This is a genomic window from Streptosporangium sp. NBC_01810, from assembly GCF_035917355.1.
Taxonomy (GTDB): domain Bacteria; phylum Actinomycetota; class Actinomycetes; order Streptosporangiales; family Streptosporangiaceae; genus Streptosporangium.
In genome coordinates, this window is the sequence record NZ_CP109070.1 from 1,749,911 (window position 1) to 1,766,847 (window position 16,937).

General features: G+C 66.8%; 9 protein-coding genes and 1 pseudogene. 4 read left to right on the forward strand and 6 right to left on the reverse strand.

Annotation, left to right across the window (positions count from 1 at the left end):
• Positions 1-246 precede the first annotated feature (246 nt).
• Positions 247-501, forward strand: a pseudogene (locus OIE13_RS36590) (IS4 family transposase); the annotation flags it as partial.
• Between the two features lie 635 nt (positions 502-1,136).
• The gene (gene ltrA, locus OIE13_RS08100) at positions 1,137-2,516 is read left to right on the forward strand and encodes a group II intron reverse transcriptase/maturase (RefSeq protein ID WP_326829502.1); all 1,380 of its coding nucleotides are present in this window, start codon (positions 1,137-1,139) and stop codon (positions 2,514-2,516) included.
• Between the two features lie 188 nt (positions 2,517-2,704).
• Here ltrA and OIE13_RS08105 read toward each other — a convergent pair whose 3' ends face one another.
• The 4 genes from OIE13_RS08105 to OIE13_RS08115 form a co-directional block, all read right to left on the reverse strand.
• A complete protein-coding gene (locus tag OIE13_RS08105) occupies positions 2,705-3,718 on the reverse strand; it encodes an IS630 family transposase (RefSeq protein ID WP_326829503.1) in 1,014 nt (337 codons plus the stop codon).
• A 324-nt stretch (positions 3,719-4,042) separates the two neighbouring features.
• Positions 4,043-4,663, reverse strand: coding sequence for a DUF6461 domain-containing protein (locus tag OIE13_RS08110; protein ID WP_326641454.1), 621 nt, complete (start codon positions 4,661-4,663; stop codon positions 4,043-4,045).
• Positions 4,664-4,744: 81 nt separating this feature from the next.
• Complete coding sequence (locus OIE13_RS36595) at positions 4,745-5,113, reverse strand: NucA/NucB deoxyribonuclease domain-containing protein (RefSeq protein ID WP_442816062.1); 369 nt, start codon at positions 5,111-5,113, stop codon at positions 4,745-4,747.
• A complete protein-coding gene (locus tag OIE13_RS08115) occupies positions 5,008-10,167 on the reverse strand; it encodes a DNRLRE domain-containing protein (RefSeq protein WP_326829823.1) in 5,160 nt (1,719 codons plus the stop codon). Before OIE13_RS08115 ends, OIE13_RS36595 begins: the two co-directional genes overlap by 106 nt.
• A 1,607-nt stretch (positions 10,168-11,774) precedes the next feature.
• Here OIE13_RS08115 and OIE13_RS08120 point away from each other — a divergent pair.
• Together OIE13_RS08120 and OIE13_RS08125 are read left to right on the forward strand one after the other, a co-directional pair.
• Entirely contained in the window at positions 11,775-11,897 is a 123-nt protein-coding gene (locus tag OIE13_RS08120; RefSeq protein ID WP_326641450.1) for a hypothetical protein, read from the forward strand.
• 147 nt (positions 11,898-12,044) lie between these two features.
• Positions 12,045-13,001 carry a TIGR01777 family oxidoreductase gene (locus OIE13_RS08125; protein WP_326829824.1) on the forward strand — a complete coding sequence of 319 codons (957 nt, stop codon included), beginning with the start codon at positions 12,045-12,047 and terminating at the stop codon, positions 12,999-13,001.
• A 307-nt stretch (positions 13,002-13,308) separates the two neighbouring features.
• On the opposite strand, the gene OIE13_RS08130 is transcribed toward OIE13_RS08125, so the two are convergent.
• Entirely contained in the window at positions 13,309-15,210 is a 1,902-nt protein-coding gene (locus tag OIE13_RS08130) for a serine/threonine protein kinase (RefSeq protein ID WP_326829825.1), read from the reverse strand.
• 200 nt (positions 15,211-15,410) lie between these two features.
• Positions 15,411-16,772, reverse strand: coding sequence for an FAD-binding oxidoreductase (locus OIE13_RS08135; RefSeq protein WP_326641444.1), 1,362 nt, complete (start codon positions 16,770-16,772; stop codon positions 15,411-15,413).
• Between the last annotated feature and the right edge of the window lie 165 nt (positions 16,773-16,937).

The following is a 16,937-nucleotide window of genomic DNA, read 5'->3' on the forward strand; positions in this document are numbered from 1 at the left end:
GACCACGGCCCGAGCCGCCAACACGGCCAGCAACCTCACCGTTGCTTGCCGGCTCTCGATCGGTAACCTCACCCAGATCCGGGATCGGGGGGCTCACCGCGCTCACCGGGCACTCGGCCTCACCTGCCTCACCAGACACCGGGGACCGCAACCGGTCGACCAAGGCCACCAGTCGCAGCAACGCCTCCACGCTGAGTATCGCCCCAGGCCCAGACGGTGCAATAGAGAGCAGTCCAGCTACAGGTGCATCACCGGTGGCGGATTGAAACCGGGTTCGACCAGCTGAAAACCCATCTGCGCGGGCCGGGTCGGATCCTGCGGTCCCGCACCCCCGATCTGGTGCGCCAGGAGATCTGGGCCTACCTGCTCACCCACTGGGCCCTGGCCACCCTGATCTGCGTCGCGGCCACCACCGCAGGGATCGACCCTGACCGGATCAAGTTCCTGGCCACCTTGCGTATCGTGCGCCGCTCGGTCACCGACCGGGCGGCCTTTCCCCCCCGAACCCCACGACACACTCTGGGTGCGCACCGTCTACTGAGCCGATCATGTGCGCCCAGTAGAACTGGAGGTGAAGCCGTGACATAGCGGCTGATCTGCATGTTCGTAAGCTCGTCGTCGCTTGCCGGTGAAAGTCCGGTCCGGGTAGCTGCCAGGAGGCCCGGTAGCAGGCTGGCGGCTTCGTCTGGAAACGGGCGGGGTCGAAGCCCAGCGTCAAAAGCCCTTAAGGGGGAGCGACGATGCGGTCCGTAGCATGACGCGAAGCCTGCGGCGTCGTTACTCAGCCGTCTTCGGACGGGACAAGGGAGAGCCGAGCCCCTCGTGATCGGGGTGAAGGCCATGGAAGCGGCGAAGAGCCTGGAAATTGCAGCCGCGAAGAACTCCCCGGCGTATGGGGCGCGGAACGTATCGATAGTGACGGCGGGAACTGGGGAGGCCCTCCCCGGCCCGGTGACCTGCGGAAGGTGTTACCGGAGCGTGGCGTCCTATAACCGGTCAACGCCGGGAAGTGGATTGCTGGCCGGGTGGGCGTCGGAGGCGGCCGTAGTACTGCTTGAGCCGACCGGACAACATAACCGGCGGTGAGGGAAGGGCCGCTACTTCGTCGATGCATATTGAGGTGGAGGAGGGGCTCGGTGAGTGCCGTTTTGGCTATTCCCGCCGCCGTGGGGCCGCGTGTTCCGCGTGATCCGGTCCGCGCCTTGCAGCATGTGCTCTACCGGGCGGCCAAGGCCGATCCCGGACGTCGGTTCCACGCGCTCATGGACAAGGTCTATCGCAGAGACGTTCTGGAGCGCGGGTGGGTCATGGTGCGCAGCAACAACGGCGCACCGGGCATCGACGCGACCACGCTGGCCGACATCGAGGAGTACGGGATCGTCCGGCTTCTTGAGGAGTTGGCCGCGGAACTTCGGCAGGGCCGGTATCGGCCATTGCCCGCGCGCCGGGTGATGATCCCCAAGCCTGGGCTGAAGGACGAGTACCGGCCGTTGTCGATTCCCGCTGTTCGGGATCGGATCGTGCAGGCCGCTGTGAAGATCGTGTTCGAACCGGTCTTCGAGGCGGACATGGCTGATTGCTCATTCGGGTTTCGCCCGAAGCGCTCAGCACACGATGCTCTGCAAGTGCTCATTGAGGAGCAGGCGCGGGGCCGCCGGTGGGTGGTCGAGACGGACATCGCCAACTGCTTTTCGGCGATTCCGCACGATGAGTTGATGCGTGCGATCGAGGAACGCGTCTGCGATCAGTCGCTCCTGAAGCTCCTGCGGGTGATTCTGCGCGCCGGGGTGATGGAGGACGGACAGATCCGGCGAGAGGTCACCGGCACGCCACAAGGCGGCGTGGTTTCACCCGTCCTCTGTAACGTCTACCTGCACCGATTGGATCGGGCGTGGGACGAGGCGGACGGCGTGCCGGCCCGCTATGCCGACGACGCGATCGTGATGTGCTGGTCCCGCGGTCAAGCCGAGCGGGCCCTGGCCCGCCTGACGGAGCTGCTGGCGGCACTCGGTTTGGAGCCGAAGGCCGCCAAGACCCGCATCGTGCACCTGGAGGTCGGTGGGGAAGGCCTGGACTTCCTGGGCTTTCACCACCGGCTGGTGCGCTCACGCGGGTTCAACGGGAAACGGCCGTTCGTTTTCCTCGCTCGCTGGCCCTCAGACAGGGCGATGCAACACGCCCGCGACCGGATCCGTGACCTCACGGACGGCCGCAGGCTGCTGCTTCGCACCGAAGCGATCACCAAGGAGGTCAACCTGTTCCTGCGGGGATGGGCTGGCTATTTCCGGTACGGGCATTCTGCCCGGCGCTTTAGCAAGATCAGAGAGTTCGCCTGGATGCGCCTGGCGCTGTTCCTCAGCCGAAAACACCGGCGCAGCCGGAGCTACGGCCGGGGCGTGCTGAAACGCTCGCTCAGCGATCTCGGCTTGATCAGCCTGTATGGAATCGTCGTCGCGCCCAGGGCGGGCAAGCCCTGGCGGGAAAGGCCGAATGCCGGCGGTGAACGACGTCGGTGAGCCGTGTGCGGGAGAACCGCATGCACGGATCGAGGTGGCGGGGGTTGGAAACGGAGCGAAGAACCTGGTCACGGCCACTGGGGTGGCACACCCGTCCGGGAAACCGACGGAAGGAAGGCCCCAGGCCCTCCCGCCAGGAGAAGCCACCGCGCCAGCCCCCGACCCTACAAGTTTTGGGACTATCGGCGTTATGCGCCGATGTAGGTCAGGTGCGGGTCGGTGAAGAAGGCCCGGACGATGTCGGGGCGTTTCTGTAGCCGGTGCATGCCGCTGTGCATGGCCGCGGCCAGTTCGTGTTCATCGGCGACCGCCTCACGAGCCACCCGGGCCTTGATGTTTTGGTTGACCCACTCATCAGGGTTGAGATCGGGGGCGTAGGCGGGCAGGAAGAACAAGCGCAACCGGCCGCCGGTACGTGCGATGAAATCACGCACCGCGGCGGCGGCGTGGATCGAGGAGCCGTCGACGACCAGGAAGATCGGCCCGATGACGGTGCGCAGCAGCTGCGCGCAGAACCCGAGAAACGCCCAGCGGTCCATCGAGCCGTGCCACAGCCGGTAGCGCAGCGTGCCGTCCGCGGCGACCGCCGAGAACATCTTCACCGACCGGCGCTGCGCCCCGGCGCACACCACCGGGGTCTGTCCGATCAGTCCCCAGGTGGTCCCGGCGCGGTGATCGACGCGCATGCTCATCTCATCGGCGAACAACACCAGCGCCCCCCGTGCCCGGGCCAGGCGACAGATCTGCGGCAACAGCACCGTCGTCCACCGGGTGACGGCCGCCGGATCACGCCGCCATGCCCGATAGGCCGGGCGTTGCGGCGACAGGCCCAGCCCGCGCAGCAACCTCCCGGCCGCCGCCACCGACAAACCGATCCCGAACCAGGCCGCGATCACCAACGCCACCAGCGCCCGCGTCCACAATGCCACCGCCGTCCCCAGTACCTGACGGGGGGTGACATCACGCACCACCGCCTTGACGCTCTGCTCCTGCCCAGGCGTCAGCCGCCGCGGCCGACCCGGCGCCTTCTTGATCCGCAGCGCCTCGTCACCACCTGCCCGGGCCTGGCGTTTCCACCGAAACACCGACTCACGGCCCACCCCCAGCGCCTCGGCCACCCGATCCGGTGACATGCCCTCCTCCAGCAACCGGAGGGCGAAAACCTTCTCCTCGAACGTCGCTCTGCGACCTTTTCTCGCCATACCCCCAGCATGCGCCTGCCGGAACTCGATCTCCCACCGCTACCCAACACGTACCAAAACTTACGATCGGCTCAGTACCAGGTCGGCCGGCCCCGCAACCCCTCCCGCCGCCACCGCAGCTACCCCCGAGCCGTCAAACGCACCCGACGAAGCAGCTACAGGGAACGCCGCCCCTCCGACAAGGGAATCCGGCACGCAGGACCGCCCACCGTCGCGCTCCTACCCCGACAACCCCGAGCCAGAGGATGATCATTAACTAAACGGCATTGGGCTCCCCCCTCAAGATCGAAGAACCCGTAAAGGTGCCGAGAGACCGGGATCTTCTCACTCATTCACGGTTGCCGGGAGAACGTAACAGGCATAAACAGCGTCCAGCCATTCTTTGTTGATTTTCTGTCCAGTGATCCGCTCTACGAGAATCAACGCCGAGGTGAAGCTCTCACGCAAGTCGGTGACCCCGTCCTCGACGTCGTCATCAATGATGTCGAAGCGCAGACCTTCCATATGTGAATCCAGGGCGTTGGGGTCGCCTCCGTATCGGTCCTCGGTGTAGGTGATGTCGAGAACAGTGGCGATCTCGCCGTTTGCCGCATACCTGAGGATGGTTTCTCCATGGACACTCCATTCGATGCTCAGGGCCCGCCCGTTGTTTTTCGACAGGCCGACCACCGAGTCGATGCCAACGCAGCGATAATCTCCCAGCAGGAACGTCCATGTTCCGGCCGCCCCTACGAGAATGTTGCCGTCCTCGCGTCCGCTTCCGTCCGAGCCGGATCCCCAGCCTACGATTTTGCATGGCGTCACCGTATCGATATCGGCGCCCATGACACGAGCGACGTTCTCAACGCTGACACCTTCACACCACGTCACATAAAAATCGGCAAGGGAGCCATGGCCTCCTTCGTGAGCAGAAACAAGATCGTAGAGACTGTAAGGTGTGGTCATATCTCCTCGTTCGCCGAGGGTGTCGCCGTCCTGTCGGTTCGACAGGACGGCGACACCCTCATGTTGTGGCGAGCTTATTATCTATGGATTTTGGGGCGGTGGCCCGGTGACGCTGACCCAGTACTTATCCCCGTCGAGACGGGTTGTGCCGTCGGGGACAAGAACGCGGTAACGGGAGTAGAAGATTTGCAGTTGCCGCCCGTCATTGGTGTTTTCTATGCCAACTATTTTTTTGACCGAGAAGTTGCCGTCTCCCCACCCAGGTCCCTGTTTGGCGGTATTGAATGGGTACTCGTCGCAATGACCGGCGGTCTTCAGCGGCCTGCACGCTTTCTTCCTCGCACTCAGCTGAACCGCGCCCCATGTTCTTCCCTTGGGGTCCCCGGGCGCAGCAGACCTTCGTTGACGCGCGTCAATGCAGCCTTGGTGCCAGCCGTTGTCCCATTCCAGTTTCCTGGAATGATCTTCGGTACGGGAGCCTTCGAGGGAACGGTGGAATCCGGCTGATTGAACGCCTTCCAAAGGTGCTGGGCGACGGCACCTCTATCGGGGTCGTCCGTCTTTATCCTGTAGATGCGGCTGACTTCCGGGAAAGTGCACGCACCTGTGTATCTGATCTGCTTATCGTCGGGAACGTTGTTGAGCATCCCTCCCATCACCTCGTCCTCGCAGCAGACAGTGGGCGGGTTCCAGCTGCCGTTTTGCTCCTCCTTCGGCCTGTCCCACAAAGGAACGGCCTCGTTCGTGTCCATGAAATTGGCGTTGATGAACACCAGCCACGGGAAGACGCTGCACCGACGCACGTCATCGCTGGAAGACGTGGATCTGAATCGGTAGTACCGAGTGCGTGTTCCCCACTCGTCGATCCTCCCTGCCCAATCTCCGTCGACCGTTTTAGCGCAGGTCGAATTAGGCCCACTTGATGCGGCGGTCATCTCCAGCGACATTTCCTGCTGGCCTGCGGCTATGTGATCCGGAGTGATGTTGTCCAGGCTGACCCATACCGAGATGTCCTTGGGCTTCAGTGAGCCTGTCGCTCCATCGCTTCCTGGATCGCGGATCAACTCTCCGTCAGGCATGCCCAGGTAGGTGTTGACGACCACCGTCGACCGCCATATCAGGTCCGTCTCCTCTTCGACGGTACCGTCCGGCCTCTTCTTCGTCTTTCTCTTCTTTCCTCCGAAGATGTCCTCCGGGTCCGGGACCCAAATACTCATTCCATACCATCTGACGGTGCAGCCGCTGTAGACGGAAGCGGCGGTCCAGACGCCCTTCTTGTATTGCTTCGGTCCTTCCGCCTTACACGTGTCGAGTGTGAAATGTTGGTAATTGAACGACGGGTCGGGTACGGCACTCTGCTGGCTGGACCGTACGGTTTTCCCGGGAGAGGACTCGGACGGCTCGTCACGCTCGCCTTCGCCACCCCTCTCCGACTCCCACGGTGAGGCGGCGACCGTGGTCGTGCTGCCGTGAAGCGCGCCGACCTCGTCGGCTGACAACGCCTTTTGATACACCCGAACGTCGTCGAGGTCTCCGCGCATGACGGTACCCAACGTCATAGCGGCGTCGGCGTCCCATCCGGAGAAACCAATCACGTCGTTTCCGATTGGGGTGCCGTTGAGATATAGCGTCGCGGTGTCAGCCTCGGCGTCGTACACCCCGGCGAGGTGGAACCATTCGCCGACCGGTGGTTCGACACCGGAGAGCACGCCCTGGGGGGTGGCGCCGGCAGCGTCGGCGTTGGTGAGCGTGAACACCAAGCCGTGGTCGGCGGTGTTGCCCAGGCGGAAAGGAGCCTGGTGGACACCCTTCTGTTCCAGGACGATGTAGTCGCCGTCCTTGTCGCTCCACCGTAGCCAGGCCGCCGCGGTGAAACTCTCATCGGTGCGGATGACCGATCCAGCGGTCTGCGCCAGCGGTTCCTCACCCGACTGGACGACGTCGATCTTGATCTCTTGCCACGCCGACCAGGCCGAGGCTGATTCTCCGGCGACCGCACGGGCGCGCCAGCGGACCTTCCAGCCGTCGATCAGTTTCCCGTCTGGAACAGCGATGTCCGCCTGGCTGCCGGAGGCGGCGCCGTCCACGGCCCCGGCCCAGATCTGCCCGGTGCCCTGGCCTTCAGGCGCGGCCGGGTCGTGTTCGAGCTCGAACTCGGCTCGCAGCGCCTGCCCACCCGGGTGGGTGACCGTGGCGTTGAGGGTCGGAATGATCGTGCGAGTCGTGGTCGTGCCGTCCACTACCGCTGACGGGGTGACCGTGAGGTTCCCCACCGTGGGTTTGGGCATGTCGACGGTGACCTGCTGCCAGTCCGACCAGGCGGAGGAGGCGGTGGCCGAGGTGGCGCGGGCACGCCAGCGCACCAGCCATCCGTCGGCCAGTTCGCCCTCGGGGACGACGACGGCGGCCTGGGTGCCGGAGGCCACCGCGGTGGAGGTGCCGGCCCAGATCTGGCCGGTGCCCTGCCCGGTGGCGGCCGGGTCGTGCTCGACCTCGAACTCGGCCCGCACTGGCTGGCCAGCGGGGTCGGTGACCGTGGTGAGCAGGTTCGGAGTGAGGCTGGTGGTGACGGTCTTGCCGTCTACCAGGGTGGAGGGGGTGACCTGGAACTGGCCGACCGTGGGGTTGGGCACGTCGACGGTGACCTGCTGCCAGTCCGACCAGGCGGAGGAGGCGGTGGCCGAGGTGGCGCGGGCGCGCCAGCGCACCTTCCAGCCGTCGGTCAGCTTGGCGGCTGGGACGGTGATGGTGGCCGGGCTGCCGGAGGCCACTGCGGTGGAGGTGCCGGTCCAGATCTGGCCGGTGCCCTGCCCGGTGGCGGTGGGGTCGTGCTCGATCTCGAACTGGCCGGTCAGGGTGCCGCCGATGGTGTCGGAGACGGTGGCGGCCAGTTGCGGGGTGAGCGAGGTGACCGTGGTGATGCCCGCCACGTTCTGCGCCGGGGTCACCGTCAAGCCGGTGATCGCCGGAGCCGAGGCCTGGCCGGAGGTGGTGACGGTCAGCTTGGGCGGGGAGTTGAACTCGAAGGTCTCCTCGGCGGAGGGGAAGACCCGGTAGTTGTCGTTGGTGTTGGCCTCGTTGGGGTGTTGCAGCACCAGGCCGTGGTTGGCAGCGCCGCCGGCCCAGTCCTGAGCGATGGCGGTGACCGGCCACTCTAGCGGAGCCGGCTCACAGGTCGGGCCGAGGGCGACCCTGTTGATCTGGGCGTCCTCGGTGGTGGAGGTCGGTTTGTTGGCCCAGTACAGGTTGTTCTCATCCCACGCCGAAGTCAGGCGTCGGACTTGAATGCCCGGCCCGACCGTGGGGCCGCAGCCTTGGGCGTCGATGTTGAGCAGCGACAGCCTGGCATCGGTCACTGTGCTGCCCGCCAGGACGGCGGTGTCGAAGCGCAGATGCACCCGAGACAAGTCGCCGAACAACCGCCCGGCCATCAGATACCCGGCGGTCGGATCGGCCGGCAAGTCGGCGTCGCTGGTGGAGGCGACCTCCACATCATGGTTGAACGGCAAGGTAGTGGTCGGATCCACCCGCACCGGATACCGGGTGGCGGGGTCGGACAGGAAGGCGTGGTCGGGCTTGAGCACCAGCTCGGTGCGGCCGCCCGTGGTCACCACGTCGGTGGCGATCTTCGCGTGCCGGGCCTGGGGCAGGCGGCCCTTGGCCAGGCGAGCTCCGGCGGAGGCGTCCCACATCACCGGCTGCGGCGCCGAGGCGACGAGCTTGTCGTCCTTGCTCTCGTCCGTGCCGGTCGCGCCGGCCTTGGTGTCGGTGAGCAGCAGGCGTCCACCCTTGCCCTTGGTCAGGGTCAGGCCGCCGGTGTCCACCCCGATGCGCAACTCCAGGGGTTTGGCGGGCCGCTCGCGCAGCACCACGTCATGATGGAATCCGGTCGGTAGCACCGTCACCACCAGGTCCGCGCCGCGGCCCGCCGCATCGACGTACGTGGCCACGTTCTTGCTGATGGCCGGCTTGGGCAGCGCGGTCGGCCACCGCAGCGCATAGGACCGCCCGTCAGCGGCCGTCATCTTCACGAACGCGTCTGTACCACCGGTGGAAATTCCCACGGTGACACCTGATGGCAGCATCCTCGGGCGAAGTCCGCCGCCATGCGCCACCAGCGAGGTGTCGATCGGCACCCATTTGCCGCCCTGCCTGGTCCGTACAGGACCTGCGGCGATCTCGGTCTTGAACGTCTTCCCGTCGGGCTGCGCGTAGGTGAGGCTCGTTTCGGACGTCTCACCGACGACCGCAACAGCCTTCCCCTGCTTGACGGCATCAAGGGAGGCGGCTACCCGCGACTGAGAAGCCGCGTTCGAAACGGCGCTACCGTTTTTACCTGGAATCCAGGAAGCCGTATCGTTCAGAATCGCATCGTTCTGGTTTCTGGATGAATCCTCTGCGGTGTTTCCCGTTCCCTCGTCGAACGTCCAGCGGCCACTTTCCGGAATCTCTGTCGTAAAGGACCACAAGTGGGGGGTGAAGGGGTTGGCGGCTGCGTCGACGGCGTCGCTGACCTGTACCGTGTAGCGAGTCCCCGAGGACAAAGGATGGGTCGGCGTGAAGGTGAATGTTTTGTCATCGGCGGCTGCTGTTGTGTCGCCGGGAACCTCCACTCCCACAGCGTCCTTCATTGAGATGTCCGGTTCCCATACCGGCTCGCTGAAAGTCACCTCGACTTCGGTGCCCGGAGACACGTTCTCCGCATCGCTGCCGGGGGTGGTGGCAACCACGGTCGGCGAGCTTGTGTCACCTGTCTCGCTTCCCTCGACACCCTTCCCGTCCCAGTCGCCTAGTTCGTCACCCCTTGCTTCTCCGTCGATCGGTTGCAGTTGTTCCGTCGGGATCTCTTCCGGGTAAAGCTGCTGCTCTGTGAGAAGCTGTTCATTCCCAGCGCTCATCGCAGGAAGACTGGGAATGTTTTCCGCTGTGTCGACCTGCATGGCGAGGGCTTCCGCGTAGGTCGGTGGTGTCGTCCTTTGCGCTCCGTCGTATGAGTAGACGACCACTTCGATCGGAGCGGGCGTGAAGTCGACGGTGAGCTTGGGAGCGTGGGCCCCCGAGCTGCAGCAGGTGTATTCCTGGGTGCGGTAGCGGCGCCAGTTGGTGATGTCGGATTCGTTGCCGGCGGTGAGCTGGAAGCCGTAGTTCGGCTGGCCATCGGCCCATGCCTGGACGATCCCGTTCACAGAGTGGATCAGGTCATGCTCGTAGTCCATGTAGCCGCGGGTGCAGCCGGGGAGATAGGCGCCGTACTCGGTGTTCGCACTCGCGCCGGTGACCGGCGGCTGGTTGTTCCACGTCAGGGTGGAGACATCCCACCGCTGGGTGATGCGACGGGCGGTGACGCCGGATCCGACGAACTCGCCGCAGTCGTTGGACAGGTGGTTCCACAGGACCAGGTCGGCGTTGTCAACCGCCCCGCCCAGCAGCAGGGAGTCCGCGGGGATCTCGTCGAAGCGGATGTAGCTGCGCCAGCGCACCGACCCGTTGTTGGACTTACCCACCAGGATCCGGTCCAGGCTGCTGTTGTAGTAGCCGTCCTGGTATTCAGGCTGTTGACGAAGGTGTCATTGCCCAGGGACGGTTCCCACCAGTCGGAGTCGATGGCCATCAAGGTCACCGGGTAGGAAACCGCCGGATCGGCGAGGAACGTCACGTCGGGGGTGAACACCAGGGTGGAGGTGTCCTGCTCCACACCGACGGCGGCCTTGCCGACCTTGCCCGCGTCGATCGGCCCGTTGCCGTCGGCGGCCACAGCGTCGAGCAGCGGCGCCGGCCGAATATCGGCGATCTTCTTCTTGCCGTCCTCGGCCAGCAGGGTGGGCTGTCCGGCGGCGTCCTTGCCGTAGGACATGCCCGTGGGTAGATCCACCGGAAGCCGGAAGGTCAACGGGCCGGCGGGCCGCTCGCGGATGATGATCCGCTGCCGGAAGCCGGTCGCGGTCACGGTGACCACCAGGTCTATGTCCTCGCCGTAAGCGGACTGATAGGTGGCGGCGTTCCCGGCGAGTTTCGGCTTGGGCAGCTTGCCGGAAGCGGCGATCTCCGCGGTGCCCTGCGCGCTCTTGCTCTTCACCAAGGCGGTGTCGTCGCCCACCGACAGGGTCAGATCGCCCTTGACGGCTTTGGGCTTGATGACCCCGTTTTCCTCGACGAGGGTGGTGTCGATCGGCGTGAAGCCGTTTCCCTTGGCTTTTTTGACTCGGATGGGCTGTGCGTGCAGTTCCATTCGCAGGGTCTTGCCGTCAGGATTGGCGAAGACCGTCGTGGTCTCGGTCCGCTGAGAGGGAATCTCCACCCGTTTGCCGGTCTTGCCGGCCTTCTCCTTGGCGGCTTCCACCACCTTGTCCACAACCGGCCTGCCACCCTTTGGTGCCGGTTTCGGTGCCGGCGCGGGTTGCGTTTGCGCGGGGGTTGGTGCCGGTTCCTGCTGTGCCCATGATGGGACCGCGGCCAAACTGACGATCATCGTCACTGCCAGTCCTACCGCGGCGGCATTCACCAGTCGGCGTCTGCCTCGTCTGCGCCGAGATAAGAAGGGTGAGTTCTCTCTTATCCCTGGGGTTGGTGTCACTCATCACTCCTGCAGGCATGCGTTTGGCCCGCACGACGTGCGGGTCATGCGAACAAGGGTTCGACTCGAAGGAAGCTATCAGTAAAATTCACCCAGGAAAAGGGAATGATCAAGCGAGCAATCGCGGGCGGCTGGGCAAATGTCAAACACGAAAAATTGTAACGATCAAGTAAAAATCGTTCAGCGGTTGTGCGGAGTAATCGCGCCTCCGCGAGGCTTTTTCGTCCTGATGGTCGGCAGCATGAAGATCTACACCACCCGCCCCGGCCCGCCTTGTCACCCACCGCGAGGACGCCCGCAGGGTGGGGGCCGGCACCGCTCCCCGAATCCCGGCCGGTCTGCGCGACCTGGCCGTCGGCCTGGCCCGCCTGATCGGCTGGGCCCACATCGCCGCCACCCAGCCCACGGCCTTCGATCATTCGGTCTCACCACGTGAGAACGCTTCAGCCCTGGGATCGGCGAACGGCCTTTCGGATCGAAGGGGCTGAGAACGGCCTGCCGAGCGGTGTCGTTCTGGCGGCTCCGGATCCCCAGAGGATGATCTTCGACAACGGCTCGAAGCTCGTGGGCGGGCAGGAAGACCTGGAGGGCGAGTGGAAGACCATGGGGAGCATCGACGAAGTCGCCCTCCGGGTGAGGAAGGCAGTGAGCGTCGAATGACCTGACGACACACCGCCGGTGTCCGGACCATGGGGGGAACCTTCGCGAGGTCGTCGCGTGTGTGCGCGGGGCGGTGAGCGAGATCGACCTCTTTTGAACGCGTTCAGCGCGCCGCGCTAAGCTGGCCTCACACATTCTGGGGGCCCGATGAAGATAGTGATACCCGGAGGAAGCGGTCAGGTGGGTGCGGTCCTGGATCGCGCGATGACCGCCGCGGGGCATGACGTCGTGGTGCTGACCAGGCGGCCGGTGCGGGAGCGTGACGTCCGCTGGGACGGGGAGACCCTGGGGCCCTGGGCGGAGGCGATCGACGGTAGCGACATCGTGGTCAACCTGGCCGGGCGCAGCGTCAACTGCCGCTACACCGCCGCCAACCTGAGGGCCATGATGGACTCGCGTGTTCACTCCACCCGGGTCGTGGGCGAGGCGATCGCGGCCGCCGCGCGGCCTCCCCGGGTCTGGTTTCAGATGAGCACCGCCACCGTCTACGCTCACCGCTTCGACGCGCCCAACGACGAGGCGACCGGCGTGATCGGCGGTACCGAACCCGGTGTCCCGGCCTACTGGGCCTACAGCGTCGAGATCGCGAAAGCGTGGGAGCGGGAGCAGGAGCGGGCCAAAACCCCGCATACGCGTAAGGTCGCTCTGCGTACCGCCATGGTGATGAGTCCCGATCGCGGCGGCGTCCTCGATGTCCTGCTGCGGATGGTGCGGCTCGGCCTCGGCGGCCCGATCGCGGGCGGCGCGCAGTACATGTCCTGGATCCACGACCGCGACTTCGTCCGTGCCGTCGAGTTCCTGGCCGATCGGGACGACCTCGCCGGGCCGGTGAACCTCGCCGCCCCCGATCCTCTGCCGCAGCGTGCGTTCATGCGCGTGCTGCGCGCCGCGTGGGGGATTCGGGTCGGCCTGCCTGCCACGAGGTGGATGGCCGAGCTCGGCGCGTTCGCGCTGCGCTCGGACACCGAACTCCTGCTGAAAAGCCGCCGGGTCGTCCCGGGTCGCCTGCTCGAAGCGGGTTTCGCCTTCGACCACGCCCGGTGGCCGGAGGCCGCCGGCGACCTCGTGCGGCGCGTGCGCGGCGGGGGCCGCGTCCCCGTGTGAGCCTCCGGGGCTCCTGCGGACCACCGGCGCGGCCTCGCCGTTCCGCGTCGCGCGGCCCGTGCGGACACGCTCTCCGGCGTTCAAAGGATCAGGCGCGCCGCCACCGCGAGAACCGTGATCACGATGGATACGTCCACCGGGTTCGACGATCTGCCCGGGGTCCGGGCGCAGGTCGTCCCCGCTGAACGCCACGATGCCCGGGTTTCACCGCTCTCGGCCAGCGTACGCACGCGAGGCGGCCGAAACGACCGGAGCCGGCCGGGCCGGATGAAACGGAAGCCGACGAAGCGCGCGGGATCTCCCGTGCTCAGCCGCAGTGGCTCCAGCCGCTCTTCCACGACAGCGACCCGTGTGAACCTCCCCAGATGACGCACTTCTTGGCCGCGGACAGGCGTACGGGGCCCGCGTAGACGGTGAACCTGCCGGGGTTGCTCCCGCTGGAGCCGCCCTGCACCTGGAGTATCGCGTTCATCGCGACCTTGGCGGGGACCACGTACCTGGACATGGTGACGACACAGTTCTTGCCCGCGGCGGAGTTGTAGAGCAGGTAGATCGTCGCTACACCACCCAGGGCCCTGGAGTTGACGACCTTGTAACCGCTGCCGCAGACGCCGGTGGCCGTGTAGGGATTGGGCTTCTGGGGGGTGGGCTTCGGGCTCGGCTTGACGGTGGTGGTGGGTCTCGCCGTCGGTCGCGCGGTGGTGGGCTTGGGCGTCGGCTTGGACGTCGGCTCGGAATCCGATGAGGGCTTGATGGCGTTGTCCGGGTCCGACGGGTTCGCCGACGGGGTGGGCTTGGCGGTGCCGGCCGCCGGGTTGGGAGTACGGGAGGGGGGCCTGGTGGGCTCCCTCGTCGGCTTTCCCGCATCGCTGTTCGGGTTCTCGGCCGGCCGGGAGGACGGCCGTGCGATCCGCCGGGACGGGGGAGGCGTGATCGGGGAGACCTCTTCGGCGTCCTCCCCGATCTCCGAAGGCAGGGGCGGCTTCTTGCCGGCCGTGGGCGGACCGTCGGTAACGGATGCCGGGGCCGGCCTTGAGGTCTCCGCCGCGGCGGACGCCGCTCCGGCTCGCGCCACCGCGGTCTTCTCGTCGTTCTGGAGGACCGTCACGGTCCCGGCGGCGGCCACGCCGAGCGTGGCCACGACCGCCACCCCGGTGAGCAGGAGCCCCACAGGGCCGCGTGCCTTCCTCCGCCCGGACCCGTCCTGGCCGGAGCCGCCGTGTCCTGGCCCGCCGTGTCCTGGCCCGCTGTGTCCTGGCCCGCTGTGTCCTGGCGCGATGTCTCCCGGCCTGCCCGCCGGCGGTCCGTCCTGGCGTTGCCCGCTCTGCCACATGGCCGCCGCGGACATGTGGCCGGGATCCGGCGCGGGACCGGTGAGGGGCGCCGGCCGCCGGACCGGGGTGGTGGGGGCGGTGCCCATCAGGCGGTTGACGAGTTGCTCGGCGGTTGGGCGCAGCGCCGGGTCCTTCGACAGGCAGGCCGCGACCAGTTCGCGCAGCTCTCCCTCCAGCGCGCCCAGTTCCGGCTCCGTGTTCAGGATCCGGTTGATCACGACGGGGATGGAGTCCTGGCCGAACGCGGGCGTGCCGGTCGCGGCGAAGACCATCGTGACGCCCCAGGCGAACACGTCGGCCGCGGGCGTCACCTCGCCCGGCCCGAGCTGCTCGGGCGCGAGATAGGAAGGGGTCCCCATCGCCACCCCGGTCGCGGTCATCCCCGGAGAGTCCAGGGCTCTGGCGATACCGAAGTCGATCACCACCGGGCCCTCGGGGCCCATCAGTACGTTGGCGGGCTTGAAATCACGGTGCAGGATGCCCGCGCGGTGGATCGCCGACAACGCGGTGGCCGTACTGACGGCGAGACGTTCCAGGGAGGCGCCGCGCCGCGGCCCCTGGCTGTCGACCAGTTGGCGCAGGGACGGGCCCGGGACGTACTCGCTCACGATGTACGGACGGCTGCCGGCGAGGTCGGCGTGGAGCACGGAGGCGGTGCAGAACCGGGCCACCCGTTGCGCGACCGACACCTCGCGCAGGAAGCGGGCCCTGGCCTCGGGGTCGCCGGCCAGCCCGTGGTGGAGAAGCTTGACGGCGACCTGCTCGCCCTCCGGCCCCCGCCCGAGGTAGACGATCCCCTGCCCGCCCTCCCCGAGCCGCCCGGTCAGCTCGAACGATCCCAGGCGCGGGGGATCCTCCGCTGTGAGTGGTTCCATCAGCTGCCCCCCGGCAAAACCCGAAAAATGGTTTAGGTGGGGCAGAACGCTACCAGCGTGAGAGGGGAGCGAACGGCCATGGAGATTCGAGGGAACCGCGGAATCCCGCGCTCGGCCGGAGGGGGATTCGCTGAGATCCCGGCTCCCCGCCTGGTAAGAGGGGATCTCCGGATCTCCCCGCCCGGTGGGCGGGGGTCCGCTCAGATGGCCTTGCCGGGGTTGAGGATGCCGAGCGGGTCGAAGACCCGCTTGATCCCGTGGTGGATCTCCTCGGTGACCGGCCCGGTCTCCATGGACAGCCAACGCTGTTTCAGCAGACCGACACCGTGCTCGCCGGTGAGCGTGCCCCCCATCTTCAGGGTCTCCCTGAAAAGCTCGTCGGCCGCCGCCCACACCTCGGGCGGCGGTTCGGCCAGGGCCTTGTCGAAGACGAAGACGGGGTGCAGGTTGCCGTCGCCCGCGTGGGCGACCGTGGTGATCAGCACGCTGTGTTTGGCCGCGATCGCCTCGATCTTCTCGATCATGTCGGGCAACAGAGAGCGTGGCACGCACACGTCCTCCACCAGGCACTTGCCCAGCCGTTCCTTGGCCTCGTACGCCATCCGCCGGACCCCGATCAGCTGCTCGGCCTCCTGCGCCGACGACGACACCGCCACGAAGGCCGCGCCGTTGGCGGTGCAGAGTTCCGCCATGCGCTCGGAGACGGCCGGGCCGTCCACCGCGTCCGACTGCGCGATCAGCATCGCCCGGGTCGACTCCTCCAGCCCGATGTTCCGCCAGTCGTCGATGGCCTTGAGCGTGTTCCGGTCGAGCAGCTCCAGCAGGGACGGCTCGCACCCGGCCGCGATGATCGCGGAGACGGCGGCGGCCGCCTCCCTGAGGGAGGCGAACTCGGCCGCGATCGTCGCCGGGTAGACCGACGGCGCTCTGCGCAGCCGCACCGTCGCCGCGGTGATGATCCCGAGCGTCCCCTCGGAGCCGACGAACAGGCCGGTCAGGTCGTACCCCGTCACGCCCTTCACGGTGCGCCTGCCGGTGTTGATCACCCGCCCGTCCGCGAGCACGACCTCCAGGCCGAGTGCCGAGTCGCGGGTCACGCCGTACTTCACGCACCGCAGGCCGCCCGCGTTGGTCGCCAGGTTGCCGCCGATGGTGGAGATCTCGTAGGAGGAGGGGTCGGGGGCGTACATCAGCCCGTGCTCGCGGGCGGCCCGGTCCAGGTCGGCGGTGATGACCCCAGGCTCGACCACGGCGATCTCGTCGTCGGGGGAGAGTTCCCTGATGGCCGCCATCCTGTGCAGCGCCAGTACGACGCACCCCTCGATGGCGGTCGCCCCGCCGGCCAGGCCGGTCCCGGCACCCCGGGGCACCACGGGAACCCGGTGCCTGGTGGCCCATCTCATCACGGCGACCACGTCGTCCCTGGTGTGCGCCAGCACCACGGCCAGAGGTCTCCCGGGTTCCAGAAAGGTCCGGTCCCGGGCATAGGCGTCGGTCACGTCGGAGTCCGTCAGCACCCTCTCCGGTGCCAGCGCTGCGACGAGTTCGGAGATAGCGGTCACAACTGGACTGTACGACCTGGTTCCGCATGAACGTTCAGGCGGCACGCTCATCGCGCCCCCGCATGCCAACGCGGCACCTCAGGAGGCGGGCAGGCGACGCCGATCCGGATCGGAGTGAAAATCACCACCATTTTCTAACAAAAGGCATTTTATTTCAGTTTTGCA

What these genes read in the sequence shown, in the direction of transcription:
- OIE13_RS08120 (WP_326641450.1), top strand. Translation starts at nt 11,775, where the DNA reads ATGATCTTCGACAACGGCTCGAAGCTCGTGGGCGGGCAGGAAGACCTG.
- OIE13_RS08130 (WP_326829825.1), bottom strand. Translation starts at nt 15,210, where the DNA reads ATGGAACCACTCACAGCGGAGGATCCCCCGCGCCTGGGATCGTTCGAG.
- OIE13_RS08125 (WP_326829824.1), top strand. Translation starts at nt 12,045, where the DNA reads ATGAAGATAGTGATACCCGGAGGAAGCGGTCAGGTGGGTGCGGTCCTG.
- OIE13_RS08110 (WP_326641454.1), bottom strand. Translation starts at nt 4,663, where the DNA reads ATGACCACACCTTACAGTCTCTACGATCTTGTTTCTGCTCACGAAGGA.
- OIE13_RS08105 (WP_326829503.1), bottom strand. Translation starts at nt 3,718, where the DNA reads ATGGCGAGAAAAGGTCGCAGAGCGACGTTCGAGGAGAAGGTTTTCGCC.